The organism is Sphingopyxis sp. CCNWLW2 (assembly GCF_037095755.1).
Lineage (GTDB): Bacteria > Pseudomonadota > Alphaproteobacteria > Sphingomonadales > Sphingomonadaceae > Sphingopyxis.
In genome coordinates, this window is sequence record NZ_JBAWKJ010000003.1 from 705183 (window position 1) to 731405 (window position 26223).

The 26223-nt window shown below is 63.4% G+C and carries 25 protein-coding genes, 3 tRNA genes and 1 pseudogene; 11 read left to right on the forward strand and 18 right to left on the reverse strand.

The features are described from left to right. Nucleotides 1-7 precede the first annotated feature (7 nt). The 5 genes from V8J55_RS20720 to V8J55_RS20740 all read right to left on the reverse strand — a co-directional run bounded on the left by V8J55_RS20720 (nucleotide 8) and on the right by V8J55_RS20740 (nucleotide 4865). Nucleotides 8-2122 carry a prolyl oligopeptidase family serine peptidase gene (locus V8J55_RS20720; protein WP_336447462.1) on the reverse strand — a complete coding sequence of 705 codons (2115 nt, stop codon included), beginning with the start codon at nucleotides 2120-2122 and terminating at the stop codon, nucleotides 8-10. Between the two features lie 149 nt (nucleotides 2123-2271). Continuing rightward, the gene (locus V8J55_RS20725; RefSeq protein WP_336447463.1) at nucleotides 2272-2694 is read right to left on the reverse strand and encodes a DUF4112 domain-containing protein; all 423 of its coding nucleotides are present in this window, start codon (nucleotides 2692-2694) and stop codon (nucleotides 2272-2274) included. A 42-nt stretch (nucleotides 2695-2736) separates the two neighbouring features. Then, nucleotides 2737-4260, reverse strand: coding sequence for an ABC transporter substrate-binding protein (locus tag V8J55_RS20730; RefSeq protein ID WP_336447464.1), 1524 nt, complete (start codon nucleotides 4258-4260; stop codon nucleotides 2737-2739). A gap of 149 nt (nucleotides 4261-4409) precedes the next feature. Continuing rightward, a complete protein-coding gene (locus tag V8J55_RS20735; protein ID WP_336447465.1) occupies nucleotides 4410-4766 on the reverse strand; it encodes a hypothetical protein in 357 nt (118 codons plus the stop codon). 13 nt (nucleotides 4767-4779) lie between these two features. Beyond that, a tRNA-Leu gene (locus tag V8J55_RS20740) sits at nucleotides 4780-4865 on the reverse strand. Nucleotides 4866-4954: 89 nt separating this feature from the next. Between V8J55_RS20740 and V8J55_RS20745 the strand changes: the two genes are divergently transcribed. After that, nucleotides 4955-5902, forward strand: a complete 948-nt coding sequence (locus tag V8J55_RS20745) for an ABC transporter ATP-binding protein (protein WP_336447466.1) — start codon at nucleotides 4955-4957, stop codon at nucleotides 5900-5902. Continuing rightward, on the forward strand, nucleotides 5899-6666 hold the full coding sequence (locus V8J55_RS20750) for an ABC transporter permease (RefSeq protein ID WP_037511456.1): 768 nt from the start codon (nucleotides 5899-5901) through the stop codon (nucleotides 6664-6666). Before V8J55_RS20745 ends, V8J55_RS20750 begins: the two co-directional genes overlap by 4 nt. Before the next feature lie 40 nt (nucleotides 6667-6706). Here V8J55_RS20750 and V8J55_RS20755 read toward each other — a convergent pair whose 3' ends face one another. From V8J55_RS20755 to aroA, 4 genes are all read right to left on the reverse strand, one after another. Then, nucleotides 6707-6985 carry an integration host factor subunit beta gene (locus V8J55_RS20755; RefSeq protein WP_037511459.1) on the reverse strand — a complete coding sequence of 93 codons (279 nt, stop codon included), beginning with the start codon at nucleotides 6983-6985 and terminating at the stop codon, nucleotides 6707-6709. Nucleotides 6986-7186: 201 nt separating this feature from the next. Further along, entirely contained in the window at nucleotides 7187-8899 is a 1713-nt protein-coding gene (gene rpsA, locus V8J55_RS20760) for a 30S ribosomal protein S1 (RefSeq protein WP_037511462.1), read from the reverse strand. 276 nt (nucleotides 8900-9175) lie between these two features. Next, nucleotides 9176-9805: a (d)CMP kinase gene (locus V8J55_RS20765; protein ID WP_336447467.1), complete on the reverse strand. Its 630-nt coding sequence runs from the start codon at nucleotides 9803-9805 to the stop codon at nucleotides 9176-9178. Further along, the gene (gene aroA, locus V8J55_RS20770) at nucleotides 9802-11130 is read right to left on the reverse strand and encodes a 3-phosphoshikimate 1-carboxyvinyltransferase (RefSeq protein ID WP_336447468.1); all 1329 of its coding nucleotides are present in this window, start codon (nucleotides 11128-11130) and stop codon (nucleotides 9802-9804) included. The genes V8J55_RS20765 and aroA overlap by 4 nt, the downstream gene beginning before the upstream one ends. Before the next feature lie 125 nt (nucleotides 11131-11255). Between aroA and V8J55_RS20775 the strand changes: the two genes are divergently transcribed. The 3 genes from V8J55_RS20775 to V8J55_RS20785 all read left to right on the forward strand — a co-directional run bounded on the left by V8J55_RS20775 (nucleotide 11256) and on the right by V8J55_RS20785 (nucleotide 12245). Then, the gene (locus V8J55_RS20775; RefSeq protein WP_037511471.1) at nucleotides 11256-11579 is read left to right on the forward strand and encodes a TIGR02300 family protein; all 324 of its coding nucleotides are present in this window, start codon (nucleotides 11256-11258) and stop codon (nucleotides 11577-11579) included. 134 nt (nucleotides 11580-11713) lie between these two features. Then, nucleotides 11714-11789 (forward strand) — tRNA-Ala (locus V8J55_RS20780). A gap of 270 nt (nucleotides 11790-12059) precedes the next feature. Further along, complete coding sequence (locus V8J55_RS20785; protein ID WP_336447469.1) at nucleotides 12060-12245, forward strand: hypothetical protein; 186 nt, start codon at nucleotides 12060-12062, stop codon at nucleotides 12243-12245. Between the two features lie 149 nt (nucleotides 12246-12394). Here V8J55_RS20785 and V8J55_RS20790 read toward each other — a convergent pair whose 3' ends face one another. Continuing rightward, nucleotides 12395-12841 carry an RrF2 family transcriptional regulator gene (locus tag V8J55_RS20790; RefSeq protein WP_037511473.1) on the reverse strand — a complete coding sequence of 149 codons (447 nt, stop codon included), beginning with the start codon at nucleotides 12839-12841 and terminating at the stop codon, nucleotides 12395-12397. Between the two features lie 151 nt (nucleotides 12842-12992). On the opposite strand from V8J55_RS20790, the gene V8J55_RS20795 reads away from it, so the two are divergent. Genes V8J55_RS20795 through V8J55_RS20805 form a run of 3 tightly spaced genes read left to right on the forward strand, consistent with a single transcriptional unit; the run spans nucleotide 12993 to nucleotide 14886 of the window. After that, nucleotides 12993-13550: a hypothetical protein gene (locus V8J55_RS20795; protein WP_336447470.1), complete on the forward strand. Its 558-nt coding sequence runs from the start codon at nucleotides 12993-12995 to the stop codon at nucleotides 13548-13550. Further along, nucleotides 13534-14250, forward strand: coding sequence for a hypothetical protein (locus V8J55_RS20800; RefSeq protein WP_336447471.1), 717 nt, complete (start codon nucleotides 13534-13536; stop codon nucleotides 14248-14250). Before V8J55_RS20795 ends, V8J55_RS20800 begins: the two co-directional genes overlap by 17 nt. 33 nt (nucleotides 14251-14283) lie before the next feature. Continuing rightward, nucleotides 14284-14886 carry an HD domain-containing protein gene (locus tag V8J55_RS20805; RefSeq protein ID WP_336447472.1) on the forward strand — a complete coding sequence of 201 codons (603 nt, stop codon included), beginning with the start codon at nucleotides 14284-14286 and terminating at the stop codon, nucleotides 14884-14886. 85 nt (nucleotides 14887-14971) lie between these two features. Here V8J55_RS20805 and V8J55_RS20810 read toward each other — a convergent pair whose 3' ends face one another. Together V8J55_RS20810 and V8J55_RS20815 are read right to left on the reverse strand one after the other, a co-directional pair. Next, the gene (locus V8J55_RS20810; RefSeq protein ID WP_336447473.1) at nucleotides 14972-15775 is read right to left on the reverse strand and encodes an enoyl-CoA hydratase-related protein; all 804 of its coding nucleotides are present in this window, start codon (nucleotides 15773-15775) and stop codon (nucleotides 14972-14974) included. Nucleotides 15776-16032: 257 nt separating this feature from the next. After that, a complete protein-coding gene (locus tag V8J55_RS20815; RefSeq protein ID WP_336447474.1) occupies nucleotides 16033-16671 on the reverse strand; it encodes a hypothetical protein in 639 nt (212 codons plus the stop codon). Nucleotides 16672-16748: 77 nt separating this feature from the next. On the opposite strand from V8J55_RS20815, the gene V8J55_RS20820 reads away from it, so the two are divergent. After that, on the forward strand, nucleotides 16749-18341 hold the full coding sequence (locus V8J55_RS20820) for a peptide chain release factor 3 (RefSeq protein WP_336447475.1): 1593 nt from the start codon (nucleotides 16749-16751) through the stop codon (nucleotides 18339-18341). A 25-nt stretch (nucleotides 18342-18366) separates the two neighbouring features. Here V8J55_RS20820 and V8J55_RS20825 read toward each other — a convergent pair whose 3' ends face one another. Together V8J55_RS20825 and dinB are read right to left on the reverse strand one after the other, a co-directional pair. After that, nucleotides 18367-20127, reverse strand: coding sequence for a hypothetical protein (locus V8J55_RS20825; protein ID WP_336447476.1), 1761 nt, complete (start codon nucleotides 20125-20127; stop codon nucleotides 18367-18369). A gap of 268 nt (nucleotides 20128-20395) precedes the next feature. Next, nucleotides 20396-21535 (reverse strand): DNA polymerase IV, encoded by a 1140-nt coding sequence (gene dinB, locus V8J55_RS20830; RefSeq protein ID WP_336447477.1) that lies wholly within the window; start codon nucleotides 21533-21535, stop codon nucleotides 20396-20398. A gap of 101 nt (nucleotides 21536-21636) precedes the next feature. Between dinB and V8J55_RS20835 the strand changes: the two genes are divergently transcribed. Together V8J55_RS20835 and V8J55_RS20840 are read left to right on the forward strand one after the other, a co-directional pair. Further along, a tRNA-Gly gene (locus tag V8J55_RS20835) sits at nucleotides 21637-21710 on the forward strand. 200 nt (nucleotides 21711-21910) lie between these two features. Further along, nucleotides 21911-23128, forward strand: coding sequence for a tyrosine-type recombinase/integrase (locus tag V8J55_RS20840; protein WP_336447478.1), 1218 nt, complete (start codon nucleotides 21911-21913; stop codon nucleotides 23126-23128). Nucleotides 23129-23251: 123 nt separating this feature from the next. Here the strand turns inward: V8J55_RS20840 and V8J55_RS20845 are convergent, their stop codons facing one another. The 4 genes and pseudogenes from V8J55_RS20845 to tnpA all read right to left on the reverse strand — a co-directional run bounded on the left by V8J55_RS20845 (nucleotide 23252) and on the right by tnpA (nucleotide 26216). Next, entirely contained in the window at nucleotides 23252-23824 is a 573-nt protein-coding gene (locus tag V8J55_RS20845) for a GNAT family N-acetyltransferase (RefSeq protein WP_336447479.1), read from the reverse strand. Between the two features lie 61 nt (nucleotides 23825-23885). Beyond that, entirely contained in the window at nucleotides 23886-25391 is a 1506-nt protein-coding gene (tnpC, locus tag V8J55_RS20850) for an IS66 family transposase (protein ID WP_336447480.1), read from the reverse strand. Between the two features lie 64 nt (nucleotides 25392-25455). Then, nucleotides 25456-25800 (reverse strand): annotated as a pseudogene (gene tnpB / locus V8J55_RS20855) (IS66 family insertion sequence element accessory protein TnpB); the annotation flags it as partial. Continuing rightward, the gene (gene tnpA / locus V8J55_RS20860) at nucleotides 25797-26216 is read right to left on the reverse strand and encodes an IS66-like element accessory protein TnpA (RefSeq protein WP_336447481.1); all 420 of its coding nucleotides are present in this window, start codon (nucleotides 26214-26216) and stop codon (nucleotides 25797-25799) included. The pseudogene tnpB and the gene tnpA, both read right to left, overlap by 4 nt. Nucleotides 26217-26223 lie beyond the last annotated feature (7 nt).

A 26223-nucleotide genomic window follows, 5' to 3' on the forward strand; every position in this document is an offset into this window, starting at 1 on the left:
GGCGGCGCTATTTCTTCTCGACCAGCTCGCGCAGCAGGAAGCCGTGGAGCATCGCGGCGCGCACCGCATCCTCGGCATGGTCGGCGCCGACCGAATGGCCGCCCTCCAGATATTCGTGATAATAGACGCGGTTGCCGTTCTCCATCAGCCGCGCGGCATATTTGCGCGCGTGGCCGGGGTGGACGCGGTCGTCCTTGGTCGAGAGATAGAGGAAGGTCGGCGGGTATTTCACGCCCTTGCGGATATTGTGATAGGGCGAATATTTCGACAGGAACGCCCAATCCTCGGGCACGTCAGGATCGCCATATTCGGCGACCCACGAGGCGCCCGCGAGCATCTTGTCGTAGCGCCACATATCCTTGATCGGCGAGCCCGAGATTACCGCGCCATAGAGGTCGGGGCGCTGCGTCATCGCCGCGCCGACGAGCACGCCGCCGTTCGAGCGGCCCGAGATCGCGATCTTGCCCTTTGCGCTGACGCCGGTCTTCACCAGATCCTCGGCGACCGCGTGGAGGTCGTCGAAGCTCGCCTGGCGCTTTTCGCGCAGCGCCGCCTGGTGCCAGGCGGGGCCATATTCGCCGCCCCCGCGGATGCCCGCGAGGACATAGGCGTTGCCGTCCTCGACCCAGAACAGGCCGAGCGGACCGGCGCGGTACGGCTGACCGGTGAGATAACCCGGCGTCTGTGCCGAGCGGAACCCGCCATAGGCGTGGATCAGCGCCGGAACCGGCGCCTCGCTGTCCGATTTCTTCAGGACGAGGAAATAGGGCACGCGCGTGCCGTCCTTCGAGGTCGCGAAGCGCTTTTCGACGAACATTTCCTTCGCATCGAAGGTCGCGGGCAGGCTTTGGACGGCTTGCGGCGCGCCGGTTTCGCCGACGGCATAGAGCGTGGGCGGCATCAGCATCGTCTCGGCGGTGGCAAGGACGATATCGCGCCTGCCGATCGTCCCCGCGATGGTCACGGTCGCCTTGTCGGCGAGCGCGACCTCCTTCTGGCTCCATTGGCCGCTCGCGGGATCGCGGCGGAGCGCGAACAGCTTGCCCTCGACATCGTCGAGCGCCTTCACCCACAGGATATTGTCGGTCGCCGAGACATTCTCGATCGCCTGCGCCTTCGTCGGGGTCATCGCGGTGACGATCGGCACCTGCCGGTCGGCGGACATGTCGGCGAGCGACAAGGAGACGAGCGAGCCCGCGGGGATATTCGCCCAATCCTTGTTGAGGAAGATGATCAGCTGTCCGTCGACGACGTCGCGTACACTCGCGGTGTCGGGAACGATCGTCGAGATATAACGCGAGCCGTCGATGTTCCGCAGCTTGATGTCGGTGGTGTAGAAGGTCTTGCCGCGACTGATCATCGGCCAGCGCTTGTCGCCGTCGGTGAAGGCGAAGACGTTCATGCCGACGTCTTCCTGCTCGCCTTCGGCCACGGTTTCGGCCGACGCGAGCGGAGTGCCGCGTTTCCAGCGCTTGACGATGCGCGGATAGCCCGACGCGGTCATGCTACCCGCGCCATAGTCGGTCGCGACGAGCAGGGTGTCGGCATTTTCCCATGTCACGCTGCTCTTCGCCTGCGGCAGTGCGAAGCCGCCGGTGACGAAGCTTTTGGTCGTGCGGTCCCATTCGCGGACGATGTCGGCGTCGGTGCCGCCGGGGCTCAGCGAGACGAGGCAGCGTTTGTAATCGGGCGCGAGGCAGTTGGCGCCGTGCCAGACCCAGCTCTGTTTTTCGGCCTTGCCGAGCGCGTCGACGTCGATCAGCACCGTCCAGACGGGCTTGCCGGCGAGGTAAGCGTCGAGCGGGCTCTGGCGCCAGATGCCGCGCGGGTTGGCGGCGTCGCGCCAGAAATTGGTGATCGTATCGCCCATCACCTCGCCGGGCATCGCGATCTGGCGGTCGTCGTCGAGAATTTCGCGCGCGCGCTTGCGATCGGCCTCGAAACCCGGGCGGTTCGTGATCAGCTTATCGGTGGCCGCATTTTCCTTTTTGACCCAGTCGAGAGCCTTTGTGCCCTCGATATCCTCAAGCCAGAGGTACCGGTCCTTGTCTTGCGGCGCGGCGGTGGCGACGGCGGTGATCGAACAGCTGAGGGCAAGCGCGGCAAGGCTGGCGCGGATCATTCGGAAAGTCTCCCCTGGGGTGTGGAGGCGCTGTGCTAGCACCGTCACACAGTACAAGGAAGCATCGTCATCCCGGCGAAGGCCGGGATCTCGACGTAGAATGAAATCGCAACGATGAGATCCCGGCCTTCGCCGGGATGACGGATAAATTACTGGTCGATGATGATCGTGCCCGGGTGATGCTTGTCGAGATGCTTCTTGATGATCCGGAGATTGCGCGTGTTCGAGCGGAAGAAGAAGTCGAACGCGTCGCCGACGAGCGGGATCGCGCCGAGCGCGGTATCGACGCCGAGATTGCCGACCATGCGCCAGATCTTCCACTTCGGCATGCCGAGGTTGCGCGCTTCCCAGATGAGATAAGCGCCCATCGTCGCGGCGATCACGTCGCCGACGACGGGGACAAGCCCGACGATCGCGTCGAGGCCGACCGGGCGGTTGATGCCGGGGATGATAAAGCTGCGTTCGAGCAGGATTTCCAGCGTTTCGACGCGCTTGCGCAGCGCGGCGGGGTCGTTGCGATTGGAAATCAGCGCGTCGAAGATCGCATCGGGATTGGGCGTCGAAGGGGCCATCGGGGTCCTTTCACAAGCGCTCGAAGTTGCAGCGCCACTGTATTAGTTAGGTAAGGCGATCACATGATTCAATGGGTGTTGCGCGCGGCCGTTCGCGCGGAGGCCCGTGAGGCGCTGCGACGCGACCGACCAGCGGAGCGGCGTCGCGAGCGGAATGAAGGGGCCATAGCGGGCGAGAACCGCCTCGGCCTCGCTGACCTGTACCCGGCGTTGGCCGGCGTCGATATTGACCGTCGCCTGGTCGATCAGCTCCTGCGCCTCACGGTTGCACAGCGTATCGCGGCGGCACGAGAGGCGGCGCAGCGCCCAGAGCGCATCGTCGTTCGGTGCGACTTCGTCGATCAGGCGGAGGTCGGCGGTCGACGCCATCGGGACGCGCTGGCTCGGCACCCCGATCGCTTTGAAATCGGCGGAGACGTAAGCGAAGAGGATGCGCCCGCCGGGGGTGTCGGGGACCGCGATGCGCACTGGTTCGATCGCGCGTCCGGCGCCGCGCCAGGCATCGACCACGCGCTTCGCCTGTGCGAGGCGCGATGCCTCGTCATATTCGGCCCAGGCAGGGACGAGCGGCGCGGGGCCGCCGTCGCGCGCGTAGAGCGACGGACGCAGCGTGACCTGCGGCTGCCATTCGGCGAGCCCGAAGGCTTCGATCAGTCGCTCGCGCCGGATCGCGCGGATGAGTGCGTCGCGGTTGGCGTCGACCGCGAGGAAACCCTCGGCGCGGACGAACGACAGGCCGAACAGGCCGGGGACCGGATCGACGACGAGGCGCGAACGGCCGATGTTCGACGCGGCGAAATAGGGCAGGGTCGAAAAACGGCCGCCGATGACGCCATCGGCATAGCCGTTCTTGAACCGCGCGAGCGCGCCCGCGGGCGATGTGCCGACCAGCTCGATCGACGCGGCGGGGTCGTTCGCGGCGGCTTCGGCCGCCTCGGGGTCTTCGGCGAGCGGGTCGGGGACGGGCGAGAGCAGCACCGCGCGGCCGATCCTGCGCGCGCGCATCGGGCCCCAGCCCATGCCCTTGTTGACGATCGCCATCGAGGGCTGCGCGAGCAGTTCGAGGATAGCGGGCTGCGGCACCGAAAGGCGGATTTCGATCACGGTGTCGGTCATCGCCTTGATCGTCTCGACCTCGGGGAAATCATTCTTGAGGACGTGGCGGCTGGCGGGGGCGAGATAGGAGCGCAGGATTGCGGCGACATCCTCGGCCGTGACCTTGCGCCCGTTGGTCCATTTGGCTTCGCGAAGGCGGAAGATATAGCTGCGCCCATCGGTGGTGACCGTCCAGCGATCGGCGAGGCCGGTGTCGATTTGACCCTCGCCGTCATAGCGGACCAGTCCCTGCGAGGTCGCGTCGAGCAGCGCGGCATTGGCGGACGACAGCTCGCCAGCGAGCGGCGTCGCGGCAGGATTGAGCGTGCCGATCGCGGCGATCTTCACAGGGCCGCGCTCGCCGAACAAGCCGCAACTGGCGAGCGACAAGAGGGCGAGGCCGGCAAGGGTGCGGCCACCGAACCGGCGGCCCTTTTCCGCAATCATGGACGTGTCTGTTTCGAACGGCATCGCGGCGCACCATAGCCATGGGGACAGGCGCGCTTCAAGGGCCGCGAATCCTCGCCAGCAGCCAGGACTGGCCGGGCGCAGACAGCGCGAAGCGAGGGCCGGACGAAGCGACCGCCTGCCAGCTCGGCCGCGCAGCGCGGCGATACGGACTATTCAGCCTTGGCTTCGCGATAGCCCAGAAGCCATCCGCTGTCATAGGCATAGCAGAGGGCCCCCGCTGCTCTCCGCTCGGATTTTTCCAGCTTGCTGACATCGATCGTGCCAGGGCGGCCGGGCGCCGCGCAGGCTTGCAGGATCCCGCTCATTCTTATGGCCGCCCCGGGGTCGATCCCATAGCGCTGTTCGACGCTGATTGGCGGTGCAGGTGCGCGGCGCGGCCAGGGCAAGGCTGGCCGAGGTGGAGATGGTGGGTCGATCTTGGCTGCCTCCTCCGGAGAGGCTGGAGGCTGGGCCATCGCCGACGGGGCAAATGGTGATAGCGCCAGCAACAACAATATTTCACGCATAAAGCCCCCGTTCTGGTGCGGACGGCGGGACTTGAACCCGCATACCCAGAGGATGGCAGATTTTAAGTCTGCTGCGTCTACCGATTTCGCCACGTCCGCATGTTCCGGAGGGTCAAGCCGATGGGTTCATGGAGGTCAAGCGATGTTTGGCGCTTCCCGTGCCCGGACGGCTCGGCTAGACCCATGTAATGACAGCAGTCCTCGAAATTTCCGGCCTCGGAAAAACATATAAGAGCGGTCACACAGCATTGAGCGATGTCGACCTTTCCATCAACAGGGGCGAGATTTTCGCGCTGCTCGGGCCGAACGGCGCGGGCAAGACGACGCTGATCAGCATCGTCTGCGGAATCGTGACCGCGACCACGGGCAGCGTGACCGTCGCGGGGCACGACCATGCGCGCGATTATCGCGCCGCGCGGACGCTGATCGGGCTGGTGCCGCAGGAATTGCACACCGACGCGTTCGAAACGGTGATGGCGACGGTGAGTTTCTCGCGCGGGCTGTTCGGCAAGCCGCGCAACCCCGGGTTTATCGAGCAGCTGCTGCGCGACCTTTCCTTGTGGGACAAGCGCGATTCGAAGATCATGGAATTGTCGGGGGGCATGAAGCGCCGCGTGATGATCGCGAAGGCGCTCTCCCACGAGCCCGAGATTCTCTTCCTCGACGAACCGACCGCGGGGGTTGACGTCGAGCTGCGCCGCGACATGTGGAATATGGTGCGCGGCCTGCGCGAGCGCGGCGTCACGATCATCCTCACCACCCATTATATCGAGGAGGCCGAGGAAATGGCCGACCGCGTCGGGGTGATCACCGGCGGGCGGTTGATCCTGGTCGAACAGAAGGACGAGCTGATCAAGAAGCTGGGGCGCAAGACGCTGACACTCAATCTGGCCGAGCAACTGGAGGCCGTGCCCGTCGAACTTGCCGACTGGAAGCTTGCGCTCGCGGGCGACGGGCACGAACTCGTGTACGAATTCGACAGCCAGGCTGAGGCGACAGGGGTGCCCTCGCTGCTGCGGCGGATGACCGACATCGGGGTCCAGTTCAAGGATCTGCATACGCGGCAAAGCTCGCTCGAGGATATTTTCGTCGGGCTGGTGCACGAATCGAATGGCGTGAAGGGAGCCTCCGCATGACCGCGAACTGGCGCGGCGTGCGCGCAATCTACGCGTTCGAAATGGCGCGCTTCGGGCGCACCTTCTGGACCAGCCTGATGCTGCCGGTGATCACCACCGCGCTCTATTTCGTTGTCTTCGGATCGGCGATCGGCAGCCGGATGACCGAAGTCAGCAACGTCCCCTATGGCGCGTTCATCGTGCCCGGGCTGATGATGCTGACGATGTTCACCGAAAGCATCAGCAACGCCTCGTTCGGCATCTATATGCCCAAATGGACGGGGACGATTTACGAAATGCTGTCGGCGCCGTTGTCGCCGCTGGAAACGGTGATCGCCTATGTCGGCGCCGCCGCGACCAAGTCGGTGATCATCGGGTCGATCATTTTTGCGACCGCGCACCTGTTCGTCGATGTGCAGGTCGCGCACCCGCTGTTGATGGCGGCGTTTATGATCCTGATGGCGGTGACCTTCTGCCTGTTCGGCTTCATCATCGGGATCTGGGCGCAGAGTTTCGAGCAGCTTCAGGTGATCCCGATGCTCGTCATCTACCCGCTGACCTTTTTGGGCGGGGCTTTCTATTCGCTCGACATGCTGCCCGCGGCGTGGCGGACGGTGACTTTGTTCAACCCCGTGGTCTATCTGATCAGCGGGTTCCGCTGGACCTTCTTTGGCAAGGGCGATGTCGGGATCGAGGTTAGCATGGGCGCAGTGACGCTGTTCCTGGCGCTATGCCTGGGCGTCATTTTCTGGATGTTCCGCACCGGATACCGGCTCAAGAACTGATGGTGATCGCTGGACCGGCGCCGCGGCGCGGCGCCCGGTTTTAGCCGTTCAGGCGTTCGCGCATTTCCTTGCCCGGTTTGAAATAGGGCACGTTTTTCGCCTTCACGTCGACCGCCGCGCCCGTCCGGGGGTTGCGGCCGGTGCGCGATTCGCGCGACCGGGTGGAGAAGGCGCCGAAGCCACGCAGTTCGACACGCCCGCCCGAAGCGAGCTGATCGACGATGGAATCGAAGAAAGTGTCGACGATGCGCTCGACCTCATCGACCCGCAAATCGCTGTTTTCGCTCGCGATCTTTTGAACCAGTTCTGACCGGATCATGTGCTTCCCCTAATATACAGTCACGCATTCCCCGCCGAAGCGGGTCCCGGTCGTTGCCGGTCAATTGTGCGTGAGACCCCTCCCAACGCGCGGAGAAGGTATCACGAATCCTTGTTTGATCAAAATATATCGCGACACGAAAAAGGCCCGCAGAGGGACACTCTGCGGGCCTTTGTTTCGCCTGACGGCGGAAGGAGGAAATTAATCCTTCTTGCCGGCCTTCAGCGCCTCGCCGAGGATGTCGCCGAGCGACGCACCCGAGTCCGACGAACCGTACTGCGCGACGGCTTCCTTCTCTTCGGCGATCTGCATCGCCTTGACCGAGAAGTTCGGCTTTTTCGAACGGTCGAAGCCGATGACCATCGCATCGAACTTCTGGCCGACCTGGTAACGTTCGGCGCGCTGTTCGTCGCGGTCGCGGCCAAGGTCGGCGCGCTTGATGAAGCCGGTGGCGCCATCTTCGCCAGCCTGGACTTCGAGGCCGTTGTCGCGGACTTCGAGGACGGTGACGGTGATGACGTCGTTCTTCTTCACCGAACCGGCAGCGGCGGTGCCGCCGCCAACGGCCGGAGCACCCTTTTCAAGCTGCTTGATGCCGAGGCTGATGCGTTCCTTCTCGACGTCGACGTCGAGAACGACGACCTGCACGGCCTCGCCCTTGCGGTGGAGGTGCAGTGCTTCTTCGCCCGAGATGCCCCAAGCGATGTCCGACATGTGAACCATGCCGTCGACGTCGCCCGGCAGGCCGACGAACAGACCGAATTCGGTCGCGTTCTTGACTTCGCCTTCGACGACCGAGCCCACCGGGTGGGTTTCGGCGAATGCGCCCCAGGGGTTCGACTGAGCCTGCTTGAGGCCGAGCGAGATGCGGCGCTTGTCGCTGTCGACTTCGAGGACGATGACGTCGACTTCCTGGCTGGTCGAAACGATCTTGCCGGGGTGGACGTTCTTCTTGACCCACGACATTTCGCTGACGTGGACCAGGCCTTCGATGCCGGCTTCGAGTTCGACGAACGCACCATAATCGGTGATGTTCGTGACCGTGCCCGACAGCTTCGCACCGACGGGGTACTTGGCGGCGACGCCTTCCCACGGATCGCTTTCGAGCTGCTTCATGCCGAGGCTGATGCGCTGCGTGTCGCGGTTGATGCGGATGATCTGGACGCGGACATTGTCACCGATGTTGATGACTTCGCTCGGGTGGTTGACGCGCTTGTAGCTCATGTCGGTGACATGGAGCAGGCCGTCGATGCCGCCGAGGTCGACGAACGCACCATAGTCGGTGATGTTCTTGACGGCGCCTTCGATGATCTGGCCTTCTTCGAGGTTCTGGATCAGGCCCGAGCGCTGTTCGGCGCGCGTTTCTTCGAGGATGGCGCGGCGCGACACGACGATGTTGCCGCGGCGGCGATCCATCTTGAGGATCTGGAAGGGCTGCGGCAGGTCCATGAGCGGGCCGACGTCGCGCACGGGGCGGATGTCGACCTGCGAACCGGGAAGGAACGCCACGGCGCCGCCGAGGTCGACGGTGAAGCCGCCCTTGACGCGGCCGAAGATGACGCCTTCGACGCGGGCTTCCTTGTTGAATTCTTCTTCGAGGCGGTCCCAGGCGGCTTCGCGGCGAGCACGGTCGCGCGACAGCATGGTTTCGCCATTGGCGTTTTCGACGCGGTCGACATAGACTTCGACTTCGTCACCGACATTGATGTCGGCCTTCTGGCCCGGCATCGCGAATTCGCGAAGCGGCACGCGGCCTTCGCTCTTCAGGCCGATGTCGATCACTGCCAGGTCGTTTTCGATCGCGGTCACGGTGCCCTTGACGACGCGGCCTTCAAAGCCGCCGTCGGCACCACCAAGCGATTCATCGAGCATCGCGGCGAAATCGTCGCGCGTCGGGAAAGCCGTAGTGGCCATAGTTGTGTTTCCTTACTTCATTTGTTCCGGCCAAGCGGTTGGATCCGCTGGTCTTAATGGCCGATCTGCCATGCCTGCCGGATGCAGGACACAGCATCCTTCGAACATTAGCGGGCAAGCCATGGGCAAAGCAAAATGGGCGCGACGGGTGCATCCCCTCACGCCCGACACTCGGTTTCGAGCGACGGTTTGACCATGCCTCGACCTGCTAAAAAGCCCGTCGGACGGCGCGCATATAGTCTTCAGGCCCTACGGAAGCAAGGCGAAAAGCCCGTTTTAGCCGCACGCCTTCCGGCGCTCTTCGACGAAGGCGATCGCGGCGGCGAGCGCGGCGTCGCGGTCCATGTCGGTGTTGTCGAGCAGCATCGCGTCGGGCGCGCACATCAGGGGGGCATCGGCGCGGCCGGTGTCGCGCGCGTCGCGGGCGTGGACATCGGCGAGCACGGCGTCATACGTCACATCGACGCCGCGTCCGCGCATTTCGGCATGGCGGCGGCGCGCGCGTTCTTCGGGGCTGGCGGTGACGAACAGCTTCGCGTCGGCGTGCGGCGCGATGACCGTGCCGATATCGCGCCCGTCGAGCACCGCCCCGCCCGGTTGGTTGGCAAAATCGACCTGACGCTGGAATAATGCAGCGCGGACCCCGGGGTGAACCGACGCGCGGCTGGCGAGGCTGCCTGTGCTCTCGAAGCGCAGCGCGGGGTCATCGAGCAGGCTGTCCGGAAAATCGCACGCGGCGAGAGCGTCGACGGCACTGTCTGGGTCGCCGTGGTTGAGCTGCGTCTGGTAACCGACCGCGCGATAGAGCAGGCCGGTGTCGAGCACGGGCAGGCCGAAATGAGCAGCCAGCCCCTTGGCGATCGTGCCCTTGCCCGATGCGGTGGGGCCGTCGACGGCGATGATCATTGCTGAAGCCCGGCGAGCAGTTGCTCGAAATTGGGGAAGCTGGTCGCGACGGGGGCGATGTCGTCGATCGTCACCGGCGCCTTGCTGGCCAGACCGGCGACGGCGAAGCTCATGCAGATGCGGTGGTCGAGGTGGCCGGCGATGGTGGCGCCGCCGGGAAGCGGGTCGCCGCCGGTGCCGTCGATGATCAGCCCGTCCTCGGTTTCTTCGACGCGCGCGCCGATCGCCTTGAGCCCGGTCGCCATCACCGCGATGCGGTCGCTTTCCTTGACGCGCAGTTCGTCGAGCCCGGTCGTGACGGTGCGGCCTTCGGCGAGTGCTGCTGCGACGAAGAGGATCGGAAATTCGTCGACCATGCTCGGCACGATGGCGGGGTCGACGGCGATGCCTTTGAGCGCGCTGTGGCGGACGCGGAGGTCGGCGACGGGTTCGCCGCCCACCTCGCGAGCATCGAGCAGTTCGATGTTGCCGCCCATCTGTTGCAGAACCTCGACCAGCCCGGCGCGGGTCGGATTGAGGCCGACATTGGCGATGGTGACGTCCGACCCCGGAACGAGGAGCGCGGCGACGATGAAGAAGGCGGCCGACGAAGGGTCGCCCGGAACGACGATCGTCTGCGGCTTCAGCTCGGCCTCGCCGCGGATGCGGATTTGGCGCGTGCCATCAGCGCCCAATTCGACGGTCAGGTCGGCACCGAAGCCCTTGAGCATGCGTTCGCTATGGTCGCGGGTCGGCACGGGCTCGATCACTTCGGTAACGCCCGGCGTGTTGAGACCGGCGAGCAGCACCGCGCTCTTCACCTGCGCCGAAGCCATCGGCAGGCGGTAGGAAAGGGGGATGGCCGGCGCAAGGCCGCGCACCATCAACGGCAGGCGGCCGCCGGGGGAAGCGCTGATGTCGGCGCCCATCTGGCTGAGCGGATCGATGACGCGGCCCATCGGGCGGCCCGACAGGCTGGCATCGCCGATGAAGGTCGTGGTGATCGGATGGCTCGCGACGAGGCCCATGAGCAGGCGGGTCGAGGTGCCGCTGTTGCCCATGTCGAGCGCTCCCTGCGGCTGGAGGAGGCCACCGACACCGACGCCGTGGATGCGCCATTCGCCGTCGTCCTGCCGCTCGATCGTCGCGCCCATCGCGCGCATCGCGGCGGCGGTGGCCAGCACGTCATGCCCCTCGAGCAGACCGGTGACGCGGCTTTCGCCGACGGCGAGCGCGGAGAGCATCAGTGAGCGGTGCGAGATGCTCTTGTCCCCCGGAATCGCGATCCTACCTTTGAGCGGAACGGAAGCGGAAAAGCTGCGCGGCGTGGCGGTTTGATCGGTCATGGCGTGCGGCTTTTGACAGCGGCCTTGCAATCTGGCAAGGCGCACGCCGATTTGACGGATAGCTATTCAAGCCCCGTCGCTCTTCCGATATTTCTATCCTGTTTCCAAAGGGTTACGAGGCATATATGATCAAGGCTGAATGGGGCACGAAGCGTAGCTGCCCGAAATGCGCAACCCGATTCTATGATTTGACCAAGGACGATCCGGTGAACTGCATCAATTGCGGTTACAACTGGATTCCGGAATCGGTGCTGAAATCGAAGCAGCCGATGCCGTTCGAGCAGATCGAAAAGCCCGGCAAGGTCGCCAAGGAAGAAGGCGTCGACGAGGATCTGGATCTGGACGTCGATGTCGACGAGGACAGCGATTCGCCCGACAATGACGTCGACCTCGGCGGCGACGACGATCTGGGCGTTGCGACGGGCGACGACGAGGACGTCGAAACCTGATTTTTTCGGCGAGGGGTCAAAAAGGCATCGCAAGATGCATTTGGCCCCTTGCATCACTCGGCGGCGCTGCTAAAGGCGGCGTCCCGGTCGCAGCAGTCAAGCATATTGGCGAGGGCGACACGATGAAATGGTACGGGGCCTTAGCTCAGCTGGGAGAGCGCCTGCATGGCATGCAGGAGGTCAGCGGTTCGATCCCGCTAGGCTCCACCATTACAAAAAAGGCCCGCGAAAGCGGGCCTTTTTTGTTGCGCTGCGCTGCGACAGGGCCCCCTCTCCGGTATTTGAAAGTCAGCGACCCGATTCCGCAAGCTGGCCTAACGCTCTCATTTTCGCGACGCTGTGCTCGCTTGCCAAGCTGGTGTTTCGCGCACTGGAAGCATCGATAAAGTGTTTCGGCCCCTCTATTGTAATCATTCGGAAAAGCTGCTGAGATCGACCTGTCAGAAACCTGACGGATTAGGGCAAGTTAGGAGCAACGATATGCAGCGAAAGTTCATCGTACCGATCCTGTTCGGCGCATTGGTCACCTTCAGTTCCGCGGCCACGCCTGCCGTTTATGCTTCCGCGCCGGCCATTAGTACTCCTGTGCAGTTGGATGGCCCGAAATTTTGCCTGCCCGGCTGTGATTTCGACGAGAATAGCCAGCGATGCTATTGTCACCCCTGACAAGGAGGCAAACGCCTCAGGGCGCCGGGATCCGGGCTGTTGCCTGAGCAACAGTCGCCGTTTCCCGGAGGCTGTGATCTAGTCAGGCGTCGCCATTCAAAGAAAGGCCCGCGAAAGCGGGCCTTTTTTGTTGCGCGGCGGGCGGGTGGCTATTCGGCCGCTTCTTCCTTGTCGAACACGGGCTCGAGCGCGATCGGGTCGGCGAGGGTGATGCGGTCGAGGATCGACGCGGTGTCGTCGCGGACTTTCAACATCAGGCTGCGCAGCCGGCATTCGGATTCGGGCAGGCAATTCTTGCAATGTTCGTGCGCGTTGCGCGCCGCGCACGGGACGAGCGCGAGCGAGCCGCGCGTCAGCCGGACGAGATCGCCATAGCTGATGTCGATCGGGGGGAGGGCGAGCTGATAGCCGCCGTCGCGCCCGCGCTGCGAAATGAGCAGCCCCTCGCGCGCCATTTCGGACAGGATCACGGTCAGGAATTTGGGCGGGATATTCTGCGCCTCCGCAATATCCGCGAGCTGCACCTGCCCCTTGCCCCAATGGTCGGCAAGATGCTGGAACGCGCGGATCGTATAGCGGGTTTTTTGCGAAAGCATGGGGCGTTACTGTGACATATTCAGCCTTAATTCAACCTGTCTGGATGACATAAGTTGCAGAGTTGATGAAAATCACAGCGGGTGGCATGAACCACCCCTATAAAGGTCGCATGGTGGCCCGGCATCGGGCGCGGCAAGGGTGATTGCGATGATGCGTAAAATATTGGCGACCCCCGCGGTGCTCGCGGCGTGCCTGCTGGCCGTCGCGCCCGCACAGGCGCAGTTCGGAAGCCTGCTTCGCAAGGTGACGACCCCCGCGCCGAAACCGAGCGAAGAGGGCAAGGGCGGCTGTCCCAAGGGCAAGAAGGGCAGCAGTGCGGGCCGGAGCATTTTGGGCGGTGTGCTCAACGAGGCGATCGGCAGCGCGGCGAGCAAGGCCGGCGTCTACAGCTATGTGCCGATTTCGGAGGTCAGCGGGACGCTCACCGACGCGATAGCCTGCCGTCTCGACCCGGCCGAGCAGGTGCAGGCGGCGGCGGCGACCGAGGAGGTGACGCGCGGCGAAGAGGTCGGCGCGACCGCGAACTGGACGAGCGAAACGCGTGAGAATGTCAGCGGATCCTCGACCATCGCCGCGAAGAACGAACTCGCCGATGGCTCGCAATGCATGAGCGTCACCGACATCGTGATCGTCGAGGGCGAGGAAACGCGCGTGTCGAAACGGATGTGCAAGGGCCCCGGTCAGGCGCGCTATGTCCTCGCGGCGTAAAGCGTTTCGCGTTGCGGCGGCGGCGGGGCTGATCGCCTGCCTGACCGGTGCCGCTAAGCCGGCGATCGACCCGGCGAACCCGACCTGCCCGCTGACCCCCGACTGGTCGGCGAACCCGACGATGAAGCTGACGCCTGTCGCCAAAAAGAACGGCAAGGTGCTGCTCGCCGAGGGGCGGATTGATGCGGGGCTGCCCGACCGGCTGAAAGCCGCGCTCGCCGCCAATCCCGACGTGAGCGAAGTGTGGCTGCGCTCGCCCGGCGGCGACGCGCGCGCGGGCAATGCCGCGGGGCGGATCATCCGCTCGAACTTTGGCCTCACGACGCGCATCCCGGCGGGCTGGGCCTGTTTCAGCGCGTGCAATTTCATCTTCATGGGCGGCCAGCCGCGCGTGATCGATCCGGGCGGGCTGTTTATCGTCCATATGTTCACGCGCACCGGCGACCGCAGCGCGATCGACATGAGCGTCGCGATGGGCACCGACGCGACCAAGGAACTGATCGGCGACATCGAACAGGATGCCGCGCTGCTCGCGAGCGAGGATAATGATTTCCTGATCCGCATGGGTGTCTCGCGCAAGCTGTTGACCGAGGTGATGTATCAGCAGAAAGCGCTGGCGAACGCCGACGACAAATCGACGCGCCGCTGCCTGACGCAGGCGGAGGTCAGGACCTATAACGTTGCAAATAACAACGAATAGGATAGTCTCTCCGTCAAAATAGGAGAGGCTGCCATGAACGAGATGACGCACGATCACGCCACTTTCCGGTCGATGATCGACGGAACGCAGGAAGATTGGGACATTATCGCGCGCGAGCAAAAGGAGTTCGCGCCGAACAATGGCAAGCGCATCCTCGACCATCTGAAACTGCTCGGCGGCGATTATGGCGGCTTTCCGGTCGACCGGCTCGAACATTGCCTGCAGACCGCGACGCGCGCGCACAGGGATGGCCGCGACGAGGAATATGTCGTGATGGCGCTGCTCCACGACATTGGCGACACGCTGGGCGCGTTCAATCATCCCGACGTCGCGGCGGCGATCCTCAAGCCCTTCCTGTCAGAGGAAAATCTGTGGATCGTCCAGCATCATGGCGTATTCCAGGGCCATTATTTCTTCCACTATCTCGGGCTCGACCGCGACATGCGCGACCAGTTCAAGGATAGCCCTTATTATGCGGCGTGCGCCGAATTCTGCGAGAAATATGACGCGCCGGCGTTCGACCCCGATTACGACAGCGAGCCGCTCGAGTTTTTCGAGCCGATGGTGATGCGCCTCTGCTCCTATCCGCGCACGAGCATCTACAAGAAGGTGATGGTCGAGGAGGCCGCGGAGTAGAGGCCGTGCTCCCCGGCGAAAGCCGGGGCCCATTTCATGGTTGGTCCTGGACCCCGGCTTTCGCCGGGGCGCACTATGGGCGGGCTTACTTGCCCTTGAACTCGGTCTTGCGCTTCTGCTGGAAGGCCATGATGCCTTCCATCGCGTCGGCGGTGCCGCCGGCGATAAACTGGCCCTTGGCTTCGGCGTCGAGCGTGGTTGAATAATCCTGCGACAGGCCGTCGCGGAGCACCTTGCGCATCGTCCCGAGCGCGATCGTCGGGCCATTGGCGAGGCGGGCAGCGAGCGCCTTGGCCTCAGTGATCAGGTCGGCATCGTCGACGCATTTATAGATCATGCCCCAGTCAGCGGCCTGTTCGCCGCCGATCTTCTCGCCCAGCATCATCATCTGCAGCGCGCGCGGCACACCGATCAGGCGCGGCAGCAGCCACGACGAGCCACCGTCGGGGACGAGGCCGATGTTGACGAAGGCCTGGAGGAAATAGGCGCTCTTGCCCGCGATGGTGAAATCGCCCGACAGCGCGAAGCTACACCCGACGCCCGCCGCGGGTCCATTCACCGCGGTGACGACGGGGATGTCGAGGTTCGCGAGCGCGAGCAGCATCGGATTGTAATGACCGCGCAGCGCGTTGCGGCTCCGCGCCCCGCCGCTGACCGCGCCGCCACCCGAACGATCGCCCGCCAGATCGGCGCCCGAACAAAAGCCGCGCCCTTCGCCGGTGATCAGCAGCGCGCGCGCGCCGAGGCCCGGCAGATGATCGAGCGCTTCGCGAATGTCGTCGGCCATCGCGGGCGGCATCGAATTCAGCCGGTCGGGGCGGTTGAGCGTGATCGTCGCGACATGGTCGGCGAGTTCGAGCTTGATCGTGTCGAAGGTCGGAAGGGTCATGGGGAAGAATCCTCTCGCGGGTGCTTTACCTTTACGTTCACGTAAAGATGTGACTCATTTGCAGGGCGAGTGCAAGAGGGAAGGGCGCGACGAGGGGCGTCTGCTTTCGACCATTAGTTGCCGTCCGTTTTTCTAACCCCGTTCGCATCGAGCGAAGTCGAGATGCCCCTCGGGCTAGGCGTGGCGCCGATGGGTGTCTCGACTTCGCTCGACACGAACGGAAAGAGGGATGGCAGCTCCCCGCCCCAAAGCGGTCGTTACTCTCCGTCCAGCCGCCGAAACCGCATGTCGCCCTCGGCGCGATGAAGCGTCAGCCCACGCTCGGTCTTCTCCGCGCAGGCGCCCTCGAAATTCACGACACCCATATCGTTCGGAACGATGATCACGCGCAGCTTGCCGCCGTCGGCTTCGGTGAGTTCGAAACGCGGCGCGGTGATGCCATAGATCGGCGCGCGAACCTCGATCCCGCGCGGGGTGCGCTGATCGTCCTCGGGCATCGTCCAGCCGTAAACCTGCGTGTAATCTTCGGCCGGGTCCCCGCTGTCGAAGCCGATCGTGAAATCGACCCCGGGGATGCCTTTGCCATTGGGCCAGGTGACGAGCAAGGTGGGGACGGTGCCCTCGACCTCGATCAACGCGCCTTTCTCCATCGCAGGCGGCACCGGCCTGGGATCGGTGGTCAGGCAGACCATGCCATCGCGCACTTCCCAGCGCCCCTCGGCCTGCTCGTCGAGCGCGCCCGCGGCGAGCATATACTGGAAGCGGCCGTCATTGCGGATCAGCAGTCCGCCGCCGACATCGGGGCCTTCGGCAAGGCTATATTCACCGACAAAGGGGGAATCCTGCGCCGCGGCAGGGGCGGCGATCAGGGCGGCGGCGAGGAGCAGGGTTCGCATGAACCGATCATGCGTCCGCCGGGGCGCGGACGCCAGCCCCTTTCCACAGGTCGCGCCACCTGCTAGGCGCCCGCGCCATGTCCAAGCATCCCGACCGCCGTACCTTCGCCATCATCTCGCATCCCGACGCGGGTAAGACGACGCTGACCGAGAAATTGCTCGTCGCGGGCGGCGCGATCCATATCGCGGGCGAGGTCAAGGCACGCGGACAGGCGCGGCGCGCGCGATCCGACTGGATGAAGATCGAACAGCAGCGCGGGATTTCGGTGACCTCGTCGGTTATGACCTTCGAACATCAGGGGCTCGTCTTCAACCTGCTCGACACACCGGGGCACGAGGATTTCAGCGAGGATACTTATCGTACGCTGACCGCGGTCGACAGCGCGGTGATGGTGATCGACGCCGCGAAGGGCATCGAGCCGCAGACGCTGAAGCTGTTCGAGGTGTGCCGCCTGCGCTCGGTGCCGATCATCACCTTCATCAACAAGGTCGACCGCGAAGGCCTGCCGCCGTTCGAACTGCTCGACGAGGTCGCCGACCGGCTCGCGCTCGACGTGTGCCCGATGAACTGGCCCGCGGGCATGGGTGGGCAGTTCGAGGGGATCTATGATCTCGTCGATCCGGCGATCATGCGTCCGGGCGGCGACGCGTCGCGCATGTATGAAGGCCACCGCGCGAAGGTTGCGGGACTCGACGACCCCGCGCTGGCTGGGGAGCTTTCGGAGCGCGGGCTGGCGCACCTCAAGGAAGAGACCGAGCTGGCGTCGGCCTGTTATGCGCCCTTCGATGCCTCCGCTTACCGCGCTGGCGATCTGACCCCGGTCTATTTCGGATCGGCGCTCAAGGAATTCGGCGTCATCGACCTGCTTTCGGCGCTCGCCAACCATGCGCCGGGGCCGCAGCCGCAGCCCGCCGAACCCGCGCCGGTGCAGCCGGGCGATGACGCGGTGACCGGCTTTGTGTTCAAGGTGCAGGCGAATATGAACCCCGCGCACCGCGACCGCATCGCCTTCATGCGCCTGTGCTCGGGCAAGTTCGAGCGCGGGATGCGGCTGATGCAGGGCGGGACGGGCAAGGCGATCGCGATCAGCCGTCCGATGCTGTTCCTCGCGCAGGACCGTGAAATGGCCGAAGAGGCGTTCCCCGGCGACATCATCGGCATTCCGAACCACGGCACGCTGCGCGTCGGCGACACGCTGTCCGAACGCACCGACATCACGATCACCGGGCTGCCGAACTTCGCCCCCGAACTGCTGCGCCGCGTCGCGCTGGTCGATCCGACGAAGACCAAGCAGCTGAGGAAAGCGCTCGACGACATGGCCGAGGAGGGGATCATCCAGGTCTTCTACCCCGAAATCGGGTCGAATATGGTCGTCGGGGTCGTCGGCCAGCTGCAGCTCGAAGTGCTGATCAGCCGTCTCGATGCCGAATATAAGGTCGAGGCGAAGCTCGAGCAGTCGCCTTGGGACACCGCGCGCTGGATCGCGAGCGACGATGCCGCCGCGCTGAAAGCGTTCCAGGCCGACCATCGCGGCGCCAGCGCCACCGACCGCGACGGTGCGCCGGTGTTCATGGCGAAGGATGCGTGGGAAGTCGGCTATGTGACCCAGCGACATCCGTCGATCCGGTTTACGGCGACCAAGGAGCGGCGCTTCGCTCCGGCCGATTGACGCCGGGACCGAAGCGGGCGTCCATTCAGCCGGCTGCTGCCGCGGGCGTTTCGACCACGGCATTACTCGTCGGAAGCTGAACCGGAACCGGCGGATTGACGATCGTCTGGAAATTGGGGCGGTCACAGCCGTCGCCATTTTTCAGTGCCGCCAATTTGGTACGGATTTTCTCCCAGTTGGTGGCGCCGACCTCGGTGGGCGGACCGATCCAGAAATGGCTCAGTACGGGTTTCGGGTTAGCTTGGCCCGGCGCAATCAGTTGCCCGGCAAATCCAAGCGCGATCACAACGACACGACCCTCGCTCATCAAGCCAAGGTGGACTGCGACCCCGTCGACGGGAGTGTCGCCGGCGGGCGTGTCGGGAAAGGCAAAATCGGCGTTCCCGCCGGCGAGCGTCACGGCCCGGCAGCGCGCCACCGACAGGGCGGGAATAGCGTTCATCAGACCGGCAAATTGCGCACGGGTGGCGACAATACCCTTGTTTCCGACAACGGCGTCACCCAGCTTCGCCTTCAGAATATTGTCCATGTCATATATGGTTACGCCGCCGGCGACATATGCCGGTAGGGCGGTCTTATTCGCTCCGATCACGAACTGCTGGCTGTCGCCCGCGGCTGTCATCAGCGGGGCTTTGTCCTTGATCGGTTGATAGATGTCGAAGGGTATCGAAAAGCGTTCGAGCGTATCGATGGCTTCGCGGGTCGTCAGGCATTTGATGTTGGCTATGTCGGCGGCGACCGCCGAATTGCGGGCATGGGCGAACAGGATGATGCGTGCATCGTCCGAAGAGACGCCCATGTTCGTCAACTGGATGAATGCCGGTGCGCATGCGGCGTCGAAACCCGCTGCATTCCCTGCGTTATTGCTCTGCTCAGCCAGATTCTTGAATGCACCGCCCAGTTGTTTCCAACTTTTTCCGGCGCCTTCCTTCATTCCCGCTGGGATCGTGGCATCCAATATGGATGCAAGATCGGCGGCATCCGACAAATTTGGATATTCGCGGTTGCCCGACAGCAGGCTGCCTTGATATTCCAAGCTAAATTCGAAACTGGCATATTGGGCTGCCGCATTCCCGCCCGGCGCGGACCACGACCAGGGAAATTTCTTGGGGAGGAAGCTGGTCGCAATGTCGGAATCAGCCGGCTTGACGACAAGCGGCCGCGAGAATGTGTAGGGATCCCCGGCCGCTGTGGCACCGGTAAGAACCGGCTGGCTATTTCCGAACAGACTCAGTTCGGCTTGCGAGCGGATAGAGTATTTGTCGCTTTGCGTGTCGCCGAAGAACAGATTGCCGACCGGACCGAGCAGGTTGGCGAAGGCTGATATACCCGTCCAGAAGGCGGCCTTTCGCTCTTCATTTTCGGAAACGACCACCCAGGGCCGAAATTTAATCTCGGCTGCGATTGCCTGCGGCGTGCGATGATCGATAGCGATCCATGGACCGGCATATCGGTCGTTCGCTTGGTCGAAATAGGAAATTTCGAAGCGGCATGCTTTCTTGCCCGATCGCTTCCAGTGGAAAAGATTGACCTCCGCGGTCATTTCCTGGCCGTCTTCGGATTTTCCGAGCGGCAAGATGGCGGCCATCCCGGCCTCGTATTTCGTCTCGAACAGCGTGTGCAGAAACTTATAGTCCGGAAGCTTCTCGAATATGCTGTTGCAATTCTGGATATCGTCGATCGAAGGCTTCTTGTGAATGAGAAGCCTGTAATATCCAGCGTTTATGCTCTTCTTTTTACGAGGGATGGCCACATCGTTCTGATCCGGCCAAAGCTTCTTTTTCATTTCCTGGAAAAAGTCGGCCGCCGCTGGCGGGAGAGGGGCTGCGGCGGACGCCGTGCCTGGAAACAATATTATGGGGCAGATCGCGGCGATGAACCATCGCCGGTGCGGATATTGGCTTGTCCGACGATGGAATGTAGACCCTTGCTTGCGCCACATAACTGCCCCCACAGTCATTCCATTAATGGATATTAGTCTAGCTGGCCAAATCTGCTCTTGTCAAAGCGATCACCAACCAATTTGGCCGGATCCAGGTGAGAGCGCGTGGTAACTATTGTCCGAGCAGACTCAAAAGATCGATTGTCGTCGCGGCGGCGGCGTCCTCCTCGTCATCCTCCTCGCCTTCGAACTTGCTCAGCGTGACGCCGAGCAGGCGGATTCCTTGTTCGGTGGGGAGCAGAGGCGCCAATATGGCTTCGCCCGCGGCGAGCAGCGAATTGCCGTCGAGGATCGGCGCGGCGACCGATTTGGCCCGCGTGATCGTGCGGAAATCGGCGTAGCGCAGCTTGAGCGTCACCGTGCGGCCGCGCGCGCCCTTTTTCGCCGCCCGGTCCCACACGACGGTGCAGACATGCGCAAGCGCCTCGCGGATTTCGGTGTCGGTGATCAGGTCGTTGAAGAAGGTCCGTTCGCCGCCGAGCGATTTCAGCGGACGGTTCGACTTGACGCGGCGATGGTCGATCCCGCGCGCGAGGTTGAAGAGCCATTCGGCGCTGTTGCCGAAGTGCTCGGCAAGCCACATCGGATCCTTGTCCGCAAGATCGGCGCCCGAAAAAACGCCGAGCCCCTCCATCTTCGCCGCGGTTACCGGGCCGATCCCATGAAAGCGGCGGATCGAGAGTGTCTGGACGAAGGCGGCGCCCTTGCCGGGCGGGATGATCGTGATGCCGTCGGGTTTGTTTTGGTCCGAGGCGAGTTTCGCGATAAATTTATTGTACGAGACGCCGGCGGAGGCGGTGAGGCCGGTTTCGGCGCGGATGCGCTGGCGGATCAGCTTTGCCGCTGCGGTCGCGCTGCCGAGCCCGGCCTTGTCGGCGCTGACGTCGAGATAGGCTTCGTCGAGCGACAGTGGTTCGACCTCGTCGGCATAGTCGCGGAAGATCGCGCGGATCTGGTGCGAGATGTCGCGATAAACCTCGAAGCGCGGGGGCACGAAGATGAGGCCGGGGCACTGGCGCTTCGCGGTGATGCTGGGCATCGCCGAGCGAACGCCGAACTTGCGGGCTTCATAGCTGGCGGCGGCAACGACGCCGCGCCGCGACGAGCCGCCGACCGCCACAGGCTTGCCCCGCAGCGACGGATCGTCGCGCTGTTCGACCGAGGCATAAAAGGCATCCATATCGACATGGATGATCTTGCGGACCGGGGCGTCCGCGCCGTCGTCGGATCCATGATCGTCGCCGTCTTGCACGGCGCATCTTTAACATGTTGCCATGATGTTCTCAATGGCGCGCTCGACGAAGCGCTTGACGAAACTGGGGCAAAATGGCAATCGCCGCCGACCTTGGGAATGCGGGTATAGCATAGTGGTAATGCTCTAGCCTTCCAAGCTAGCTAGGCGGGTTCGATTCCCGCTACCCGCTCCAAGTTTTCATCCGACAACGTCCGACCTTGCCTTTGAAAACCGCAGTAAACTGCAGTATATTCTCTTTCGTTCTCCGACGACATCCGGCCGCTTCCGGCGCCAGCCGGGCTGGTTTGGGGGCCACTTTAGGGGCCACGGTTACAGGCTCAATTCGAGTGGCCCCCATCGTGGGGGCCACTTTGAAGAGAGGTCTTTGAAAGGATGGCACTTTCTGACATCGCGATCCGGAACGCTAAACCGCGCGAGAAGCCATATAAGATGGGTGATTCGCTCGGACTCTTTTTGCTGGTTCAGCCTAGCGGCGGTAAGTTGTGGCGGTTGAAATATCGGGTTGATGGTCGCGAGAAAAAGCTTGGATTGGGCAACTACCCCGAAATCGGCCTGAGCGAGGCCCGCCGGCGCCGTGACGATGCGCGTCGCCTGATCGCGGATGGGAGGGACCCTTCTCTCGAAAAGCAACGCGAGAAGGCGCGTGCTCGAATCGAGGCCGCCAATACATTTGGCTCTATCGCTGACGAATATTGCCGCAAGCGGCGGCGCGATGGCGAGCGTGCCTGGGCTAGCGCCACAGCGACGAGGAGCGAGTATCTTCTATCGCAACTCGCTATCTCGATTGGTCGCGTGCCTGTTGCCGAAATCGGACCTGCTGACGTGCTCGCCGCTGTTCGGAGGATCGAGGAGAGGGGCAATCTCGAAAGCGCGCGGCGTACGTTGCAGCTCGCAAGCAGCGTGTTCCGCTACGCGGTTGCGACTGCCCGGTTGCCTTCGGACCCGACGCGAGATCTGCGCGGCGCGCTCTTGACGCCAAAAGTCACGCACTATGGGGCGATCACTGATCCCAAGAAAGCAGGCGAGTTGCTCCTCGCGATCGATGGCTATGACGGTCATGCCGTAACCAAGATCGCTTTGAAGATCGCGCCGCATGTTTTTGTCCGCCCGGGCGAGTTGCGGCAAGCGCAATGGGGCGAAATCGATCTCGATGCAGCGCTTTGGATTATCCCCGCGGAAAGGATGAAGATGCGAAAGCCTCATCATGTGCCTCTGTCGCGTCAGGCTGTCGAACTTTTCAAATCGCTGCAATCGCTTTCGGGGACAAGCGGATATGCTTTTCCATCGATCCGCACGCGACGGCGTCCTATGTCCGACAATACTCTCAATGCTGCACTGCGCCGGCTCGGATATTCAGGCGACGACATGACGGCGCATGGTTTCCGGGCGATGGCGAGCACCTTGCTTAACGAGGAGGGGATATGGACGCCCGATGCCATCGAGCGAGCGCTCGCACATGGAGACGGTGACAAGGTCCGGGCAGCTTATCATCGCGGTGCTCACTGGAAAGAACGGGTAATAATGGCACAGTGGTGGAGCGATCATCTGGATGGACTGCGACAAGAGGCCGCCGCCGGATGCCGGGACTAAACACCTAGAAGCGGTCAAGTCCGGCAGTCAACGCCTGCAGGCAGACAGACCTGCAACCAGTGTCATCCGCTCAGCGTAAGCGTGGCGTGGTGACCGCCTTGTGTTTTGTTGCGGCGGTTGCGTCTATAACTCCAGGGCCATCACATAAAACCCGATTTTCTGAATATCGGTGTCGAACGGCACTTCACCGACTATTCGGAATCCACTCTTTTCATATGCTCGTTGGGCCCTATGATTTGGTTTCAAAACGTCCAACCAGATCAACTGAGCCTGTTTCTCCCTGGCTTGTTCCAAAAGGAATGCGAGCACGAACTGACCGATCCCCTTTCCGGTATGCGTCGGCTGAAGATATAGCTTTTCAAGTAGTGTGCCTGTCAATTTGGAACCCGGCAGCAACTGCGATGGCTTGGTCTTCGCAAAACCGATGGCGGCCCCTCCGGACTCGACGATATAAAAGCTCGCCGATCCGGTTTCCATGTCGCGCGCAATTTCATCTGGATCGAATTGCTTCTCGGCGAAAGCGCGTAGACCGGCCTCAGTCCAGTATTCCCCAAAATTAGTAAGATACAAGCTGATTCCGATTGAATTCAGCATCTCTATGTCATTGAAATGGGCCGAGCGAATGGTTGCAAAATCTTCGGGGCCTTCGACAGCTAGCTGAGGTACGTGCTCTTGAGTTCTGGTTTGCTCCACCATCTAGAAAAGTCCTCTGTCTGACAGATGTTTATATGAAACTGGTGCCCGCAGGGACGATCCACTACGCCGCCATCGAGACCAACTCTTTGCCGGTCGGCTTCCATCTCCACGGCATCAGCTCGTCCCATCGCGAGGCAGGCCAATCGTCGGCAATGCGCTGCATGACATCGGCGATATAGGCCTGCGGCTCGACGCCATTGAGCTTGGCGGTCTCGATGACGGAGTAGATGGCGGCGGCGCGTTCGCCGCCGGCCTTTGATCCGGCGAACAGCCAGTTCTTGCGCCCGATCGCGATCGATCGGATGGCGCGCTCGGCGATATTGTTGTCGATCTCCACGATGCCCTCGTCGATGTAGCGGGTCAGCGCGTCCCAGCACTTGCGGCCGTAGAGGAGCGCCTTCGCCATCGCTGACTTGGGCGACAGGCGGCGCAGGGCGTCGTCGATCACGCCGCGAAGCGCGTCGATCTGTGGCATTGCTTGCTCTTGCCGGTGTCGGCGCCGGACATCAGGCGGCTGGCCGCGGACGTCCTCTTCGATCCGGTAAAGTCCGGAGATGTGTGTCAGAAGATCCGTGGTGAGCGGGGTCGGGCTTGTCTGGTGGCACTCGAAGATCTTGCGCCGGAAGTGGGCCCAGCAGGCGACCTCCTGGACGCGATTGCCCTGGTAGAGCTTATCGTATCCGGCATAACCGTCGGCCTGGAGAAGGCCGGTGAATGCCTTGAGCTCGCGCTGTGGGATGCCGCTGCGATCGGGCGTGAACCGATACCAGGCGAGCGCTGGGATGGCGGCGCCCGATGCACGGTCATCGACGACATAGGCCCAGAACCGCGCCTGCGCGGTGCGGCCCTTGCCGGGTACGAGCATCGGCACCGGCGTGTCGTCGGTGTGCAGCTTGGCGGCCTTCAGTCCTTCCTCGCGGATCCGGCTGACGATGGGGTCGAGCAGGTGCGCGGCCTGGCCGGCCCAGCCGGCGAGGGTCGAGCGATCGATGTCGATGCCCTGCGCCGCCATCATCTCTGCCTGGCGGTAAAGCGGGAGATGATGATCGAACTTGTGGACGACGACATGGGCGAGCGTGGCAAAGCTGGCCTTGCCGCGTGCAATGGCCTTCGCCGGCGCCTGGACGATCTTGTCGCAGGCGCGGCAGCTATACTTGGGCCGCACGGTTCGAATGGCGCGCCACTGGACCGGGGCGACGTTGAGCTGCTCGTCGCTGTCCTGCCCGAGCGGGCGCAGCGCGCCGCCGCAATCGGGACAGGTGCAGTTGCCGGCCTCGGGCTCGATCCGTCGTTCGGCGCGCGGCAGATGATCGGGCAGCGCGCGCACCGGCGCGGGTCGCTGGACGGGCGTCCTGTCGGCGGTACGGCTGTCCGCAACCTCGGCTTCGCCTTCGAGCTCCTCGAGGGCGAGCTCGAGCTTCTCCGACGACTGGCCGAAGGTCATGCGGCGAAGCTGCGCGAGCTGGTGACGGAGGGTATCGATCAGCGTGTCGCGGGCCGCGAGAGCGGCTTCTAGCTCGGCGATCCGAGCGTCCTTGTCGATGCGGGAAGAGGCTGGTTCCGACACCCCGTATACCTAGCAATACAGGCGCTGCGATGCCAGTAAAACCCGCATTTATCCGCCATTTTTTTCCCGCCAGCAAGTGCGCCGCGGTGCGCTCGGGACGCCGCCAGTCGATGCCTTCGAGCAGCATCGAAAGCTGCGCCGCGGTAAGGCTGACCTTGCCGGTCTTGGTGATCGGCCAGATGAGCCGGCCCCGATCCATGCGCTTCGAGAAGAGGCACAGGCCCTGGCCGTCATACCAGAGCAACTTGACCAGATCGCCGCGCTTGCCGCGGAACGCGAACAGCGCCCCCGAGTGCGGACTCTTCTCCGGCACCTGCTGCACCAGCACCGCGAGGCCGTCGAACCCCTTGCGCATATCGGTGGCGCCGCAAGCGAGATAGATGCGGGTCGACGGCGACAGCGGGATCATCGGACAAGGATGGACATCACCCGAGCCAATGCCCCGGCATCAACCCTCGCATCGACGGTGAGCCGCACACCCGACGGGAGCTCGATCCCGATGTGGCCGGTTCCCATCAACGCTACGGTCGGCACCGACACCTCGACTTCGGCAAACGACGGCGGCGACGCGCGCTTCGTTCCGGTCAGATCGCCCGCCAGTGCTTGCCGGCGCCAAGTATAGAGGAGTCCGCTGCCGATCGCGTGCCGCTTGCAGGTAGCGCTGATCGAGCCACCGGAGCCAAACGTCTCGCGCAGAATGGACAGCTTCTCGTCCGCCGACCAGCGGCGGCGCCCGGCAACCACAGCGATCTGACTACTCATATGATTACTCATATGACCACTCACGAGAGTGCTCGCTCTCGCCACCTCGATATCCTCGCTCATCACCGCT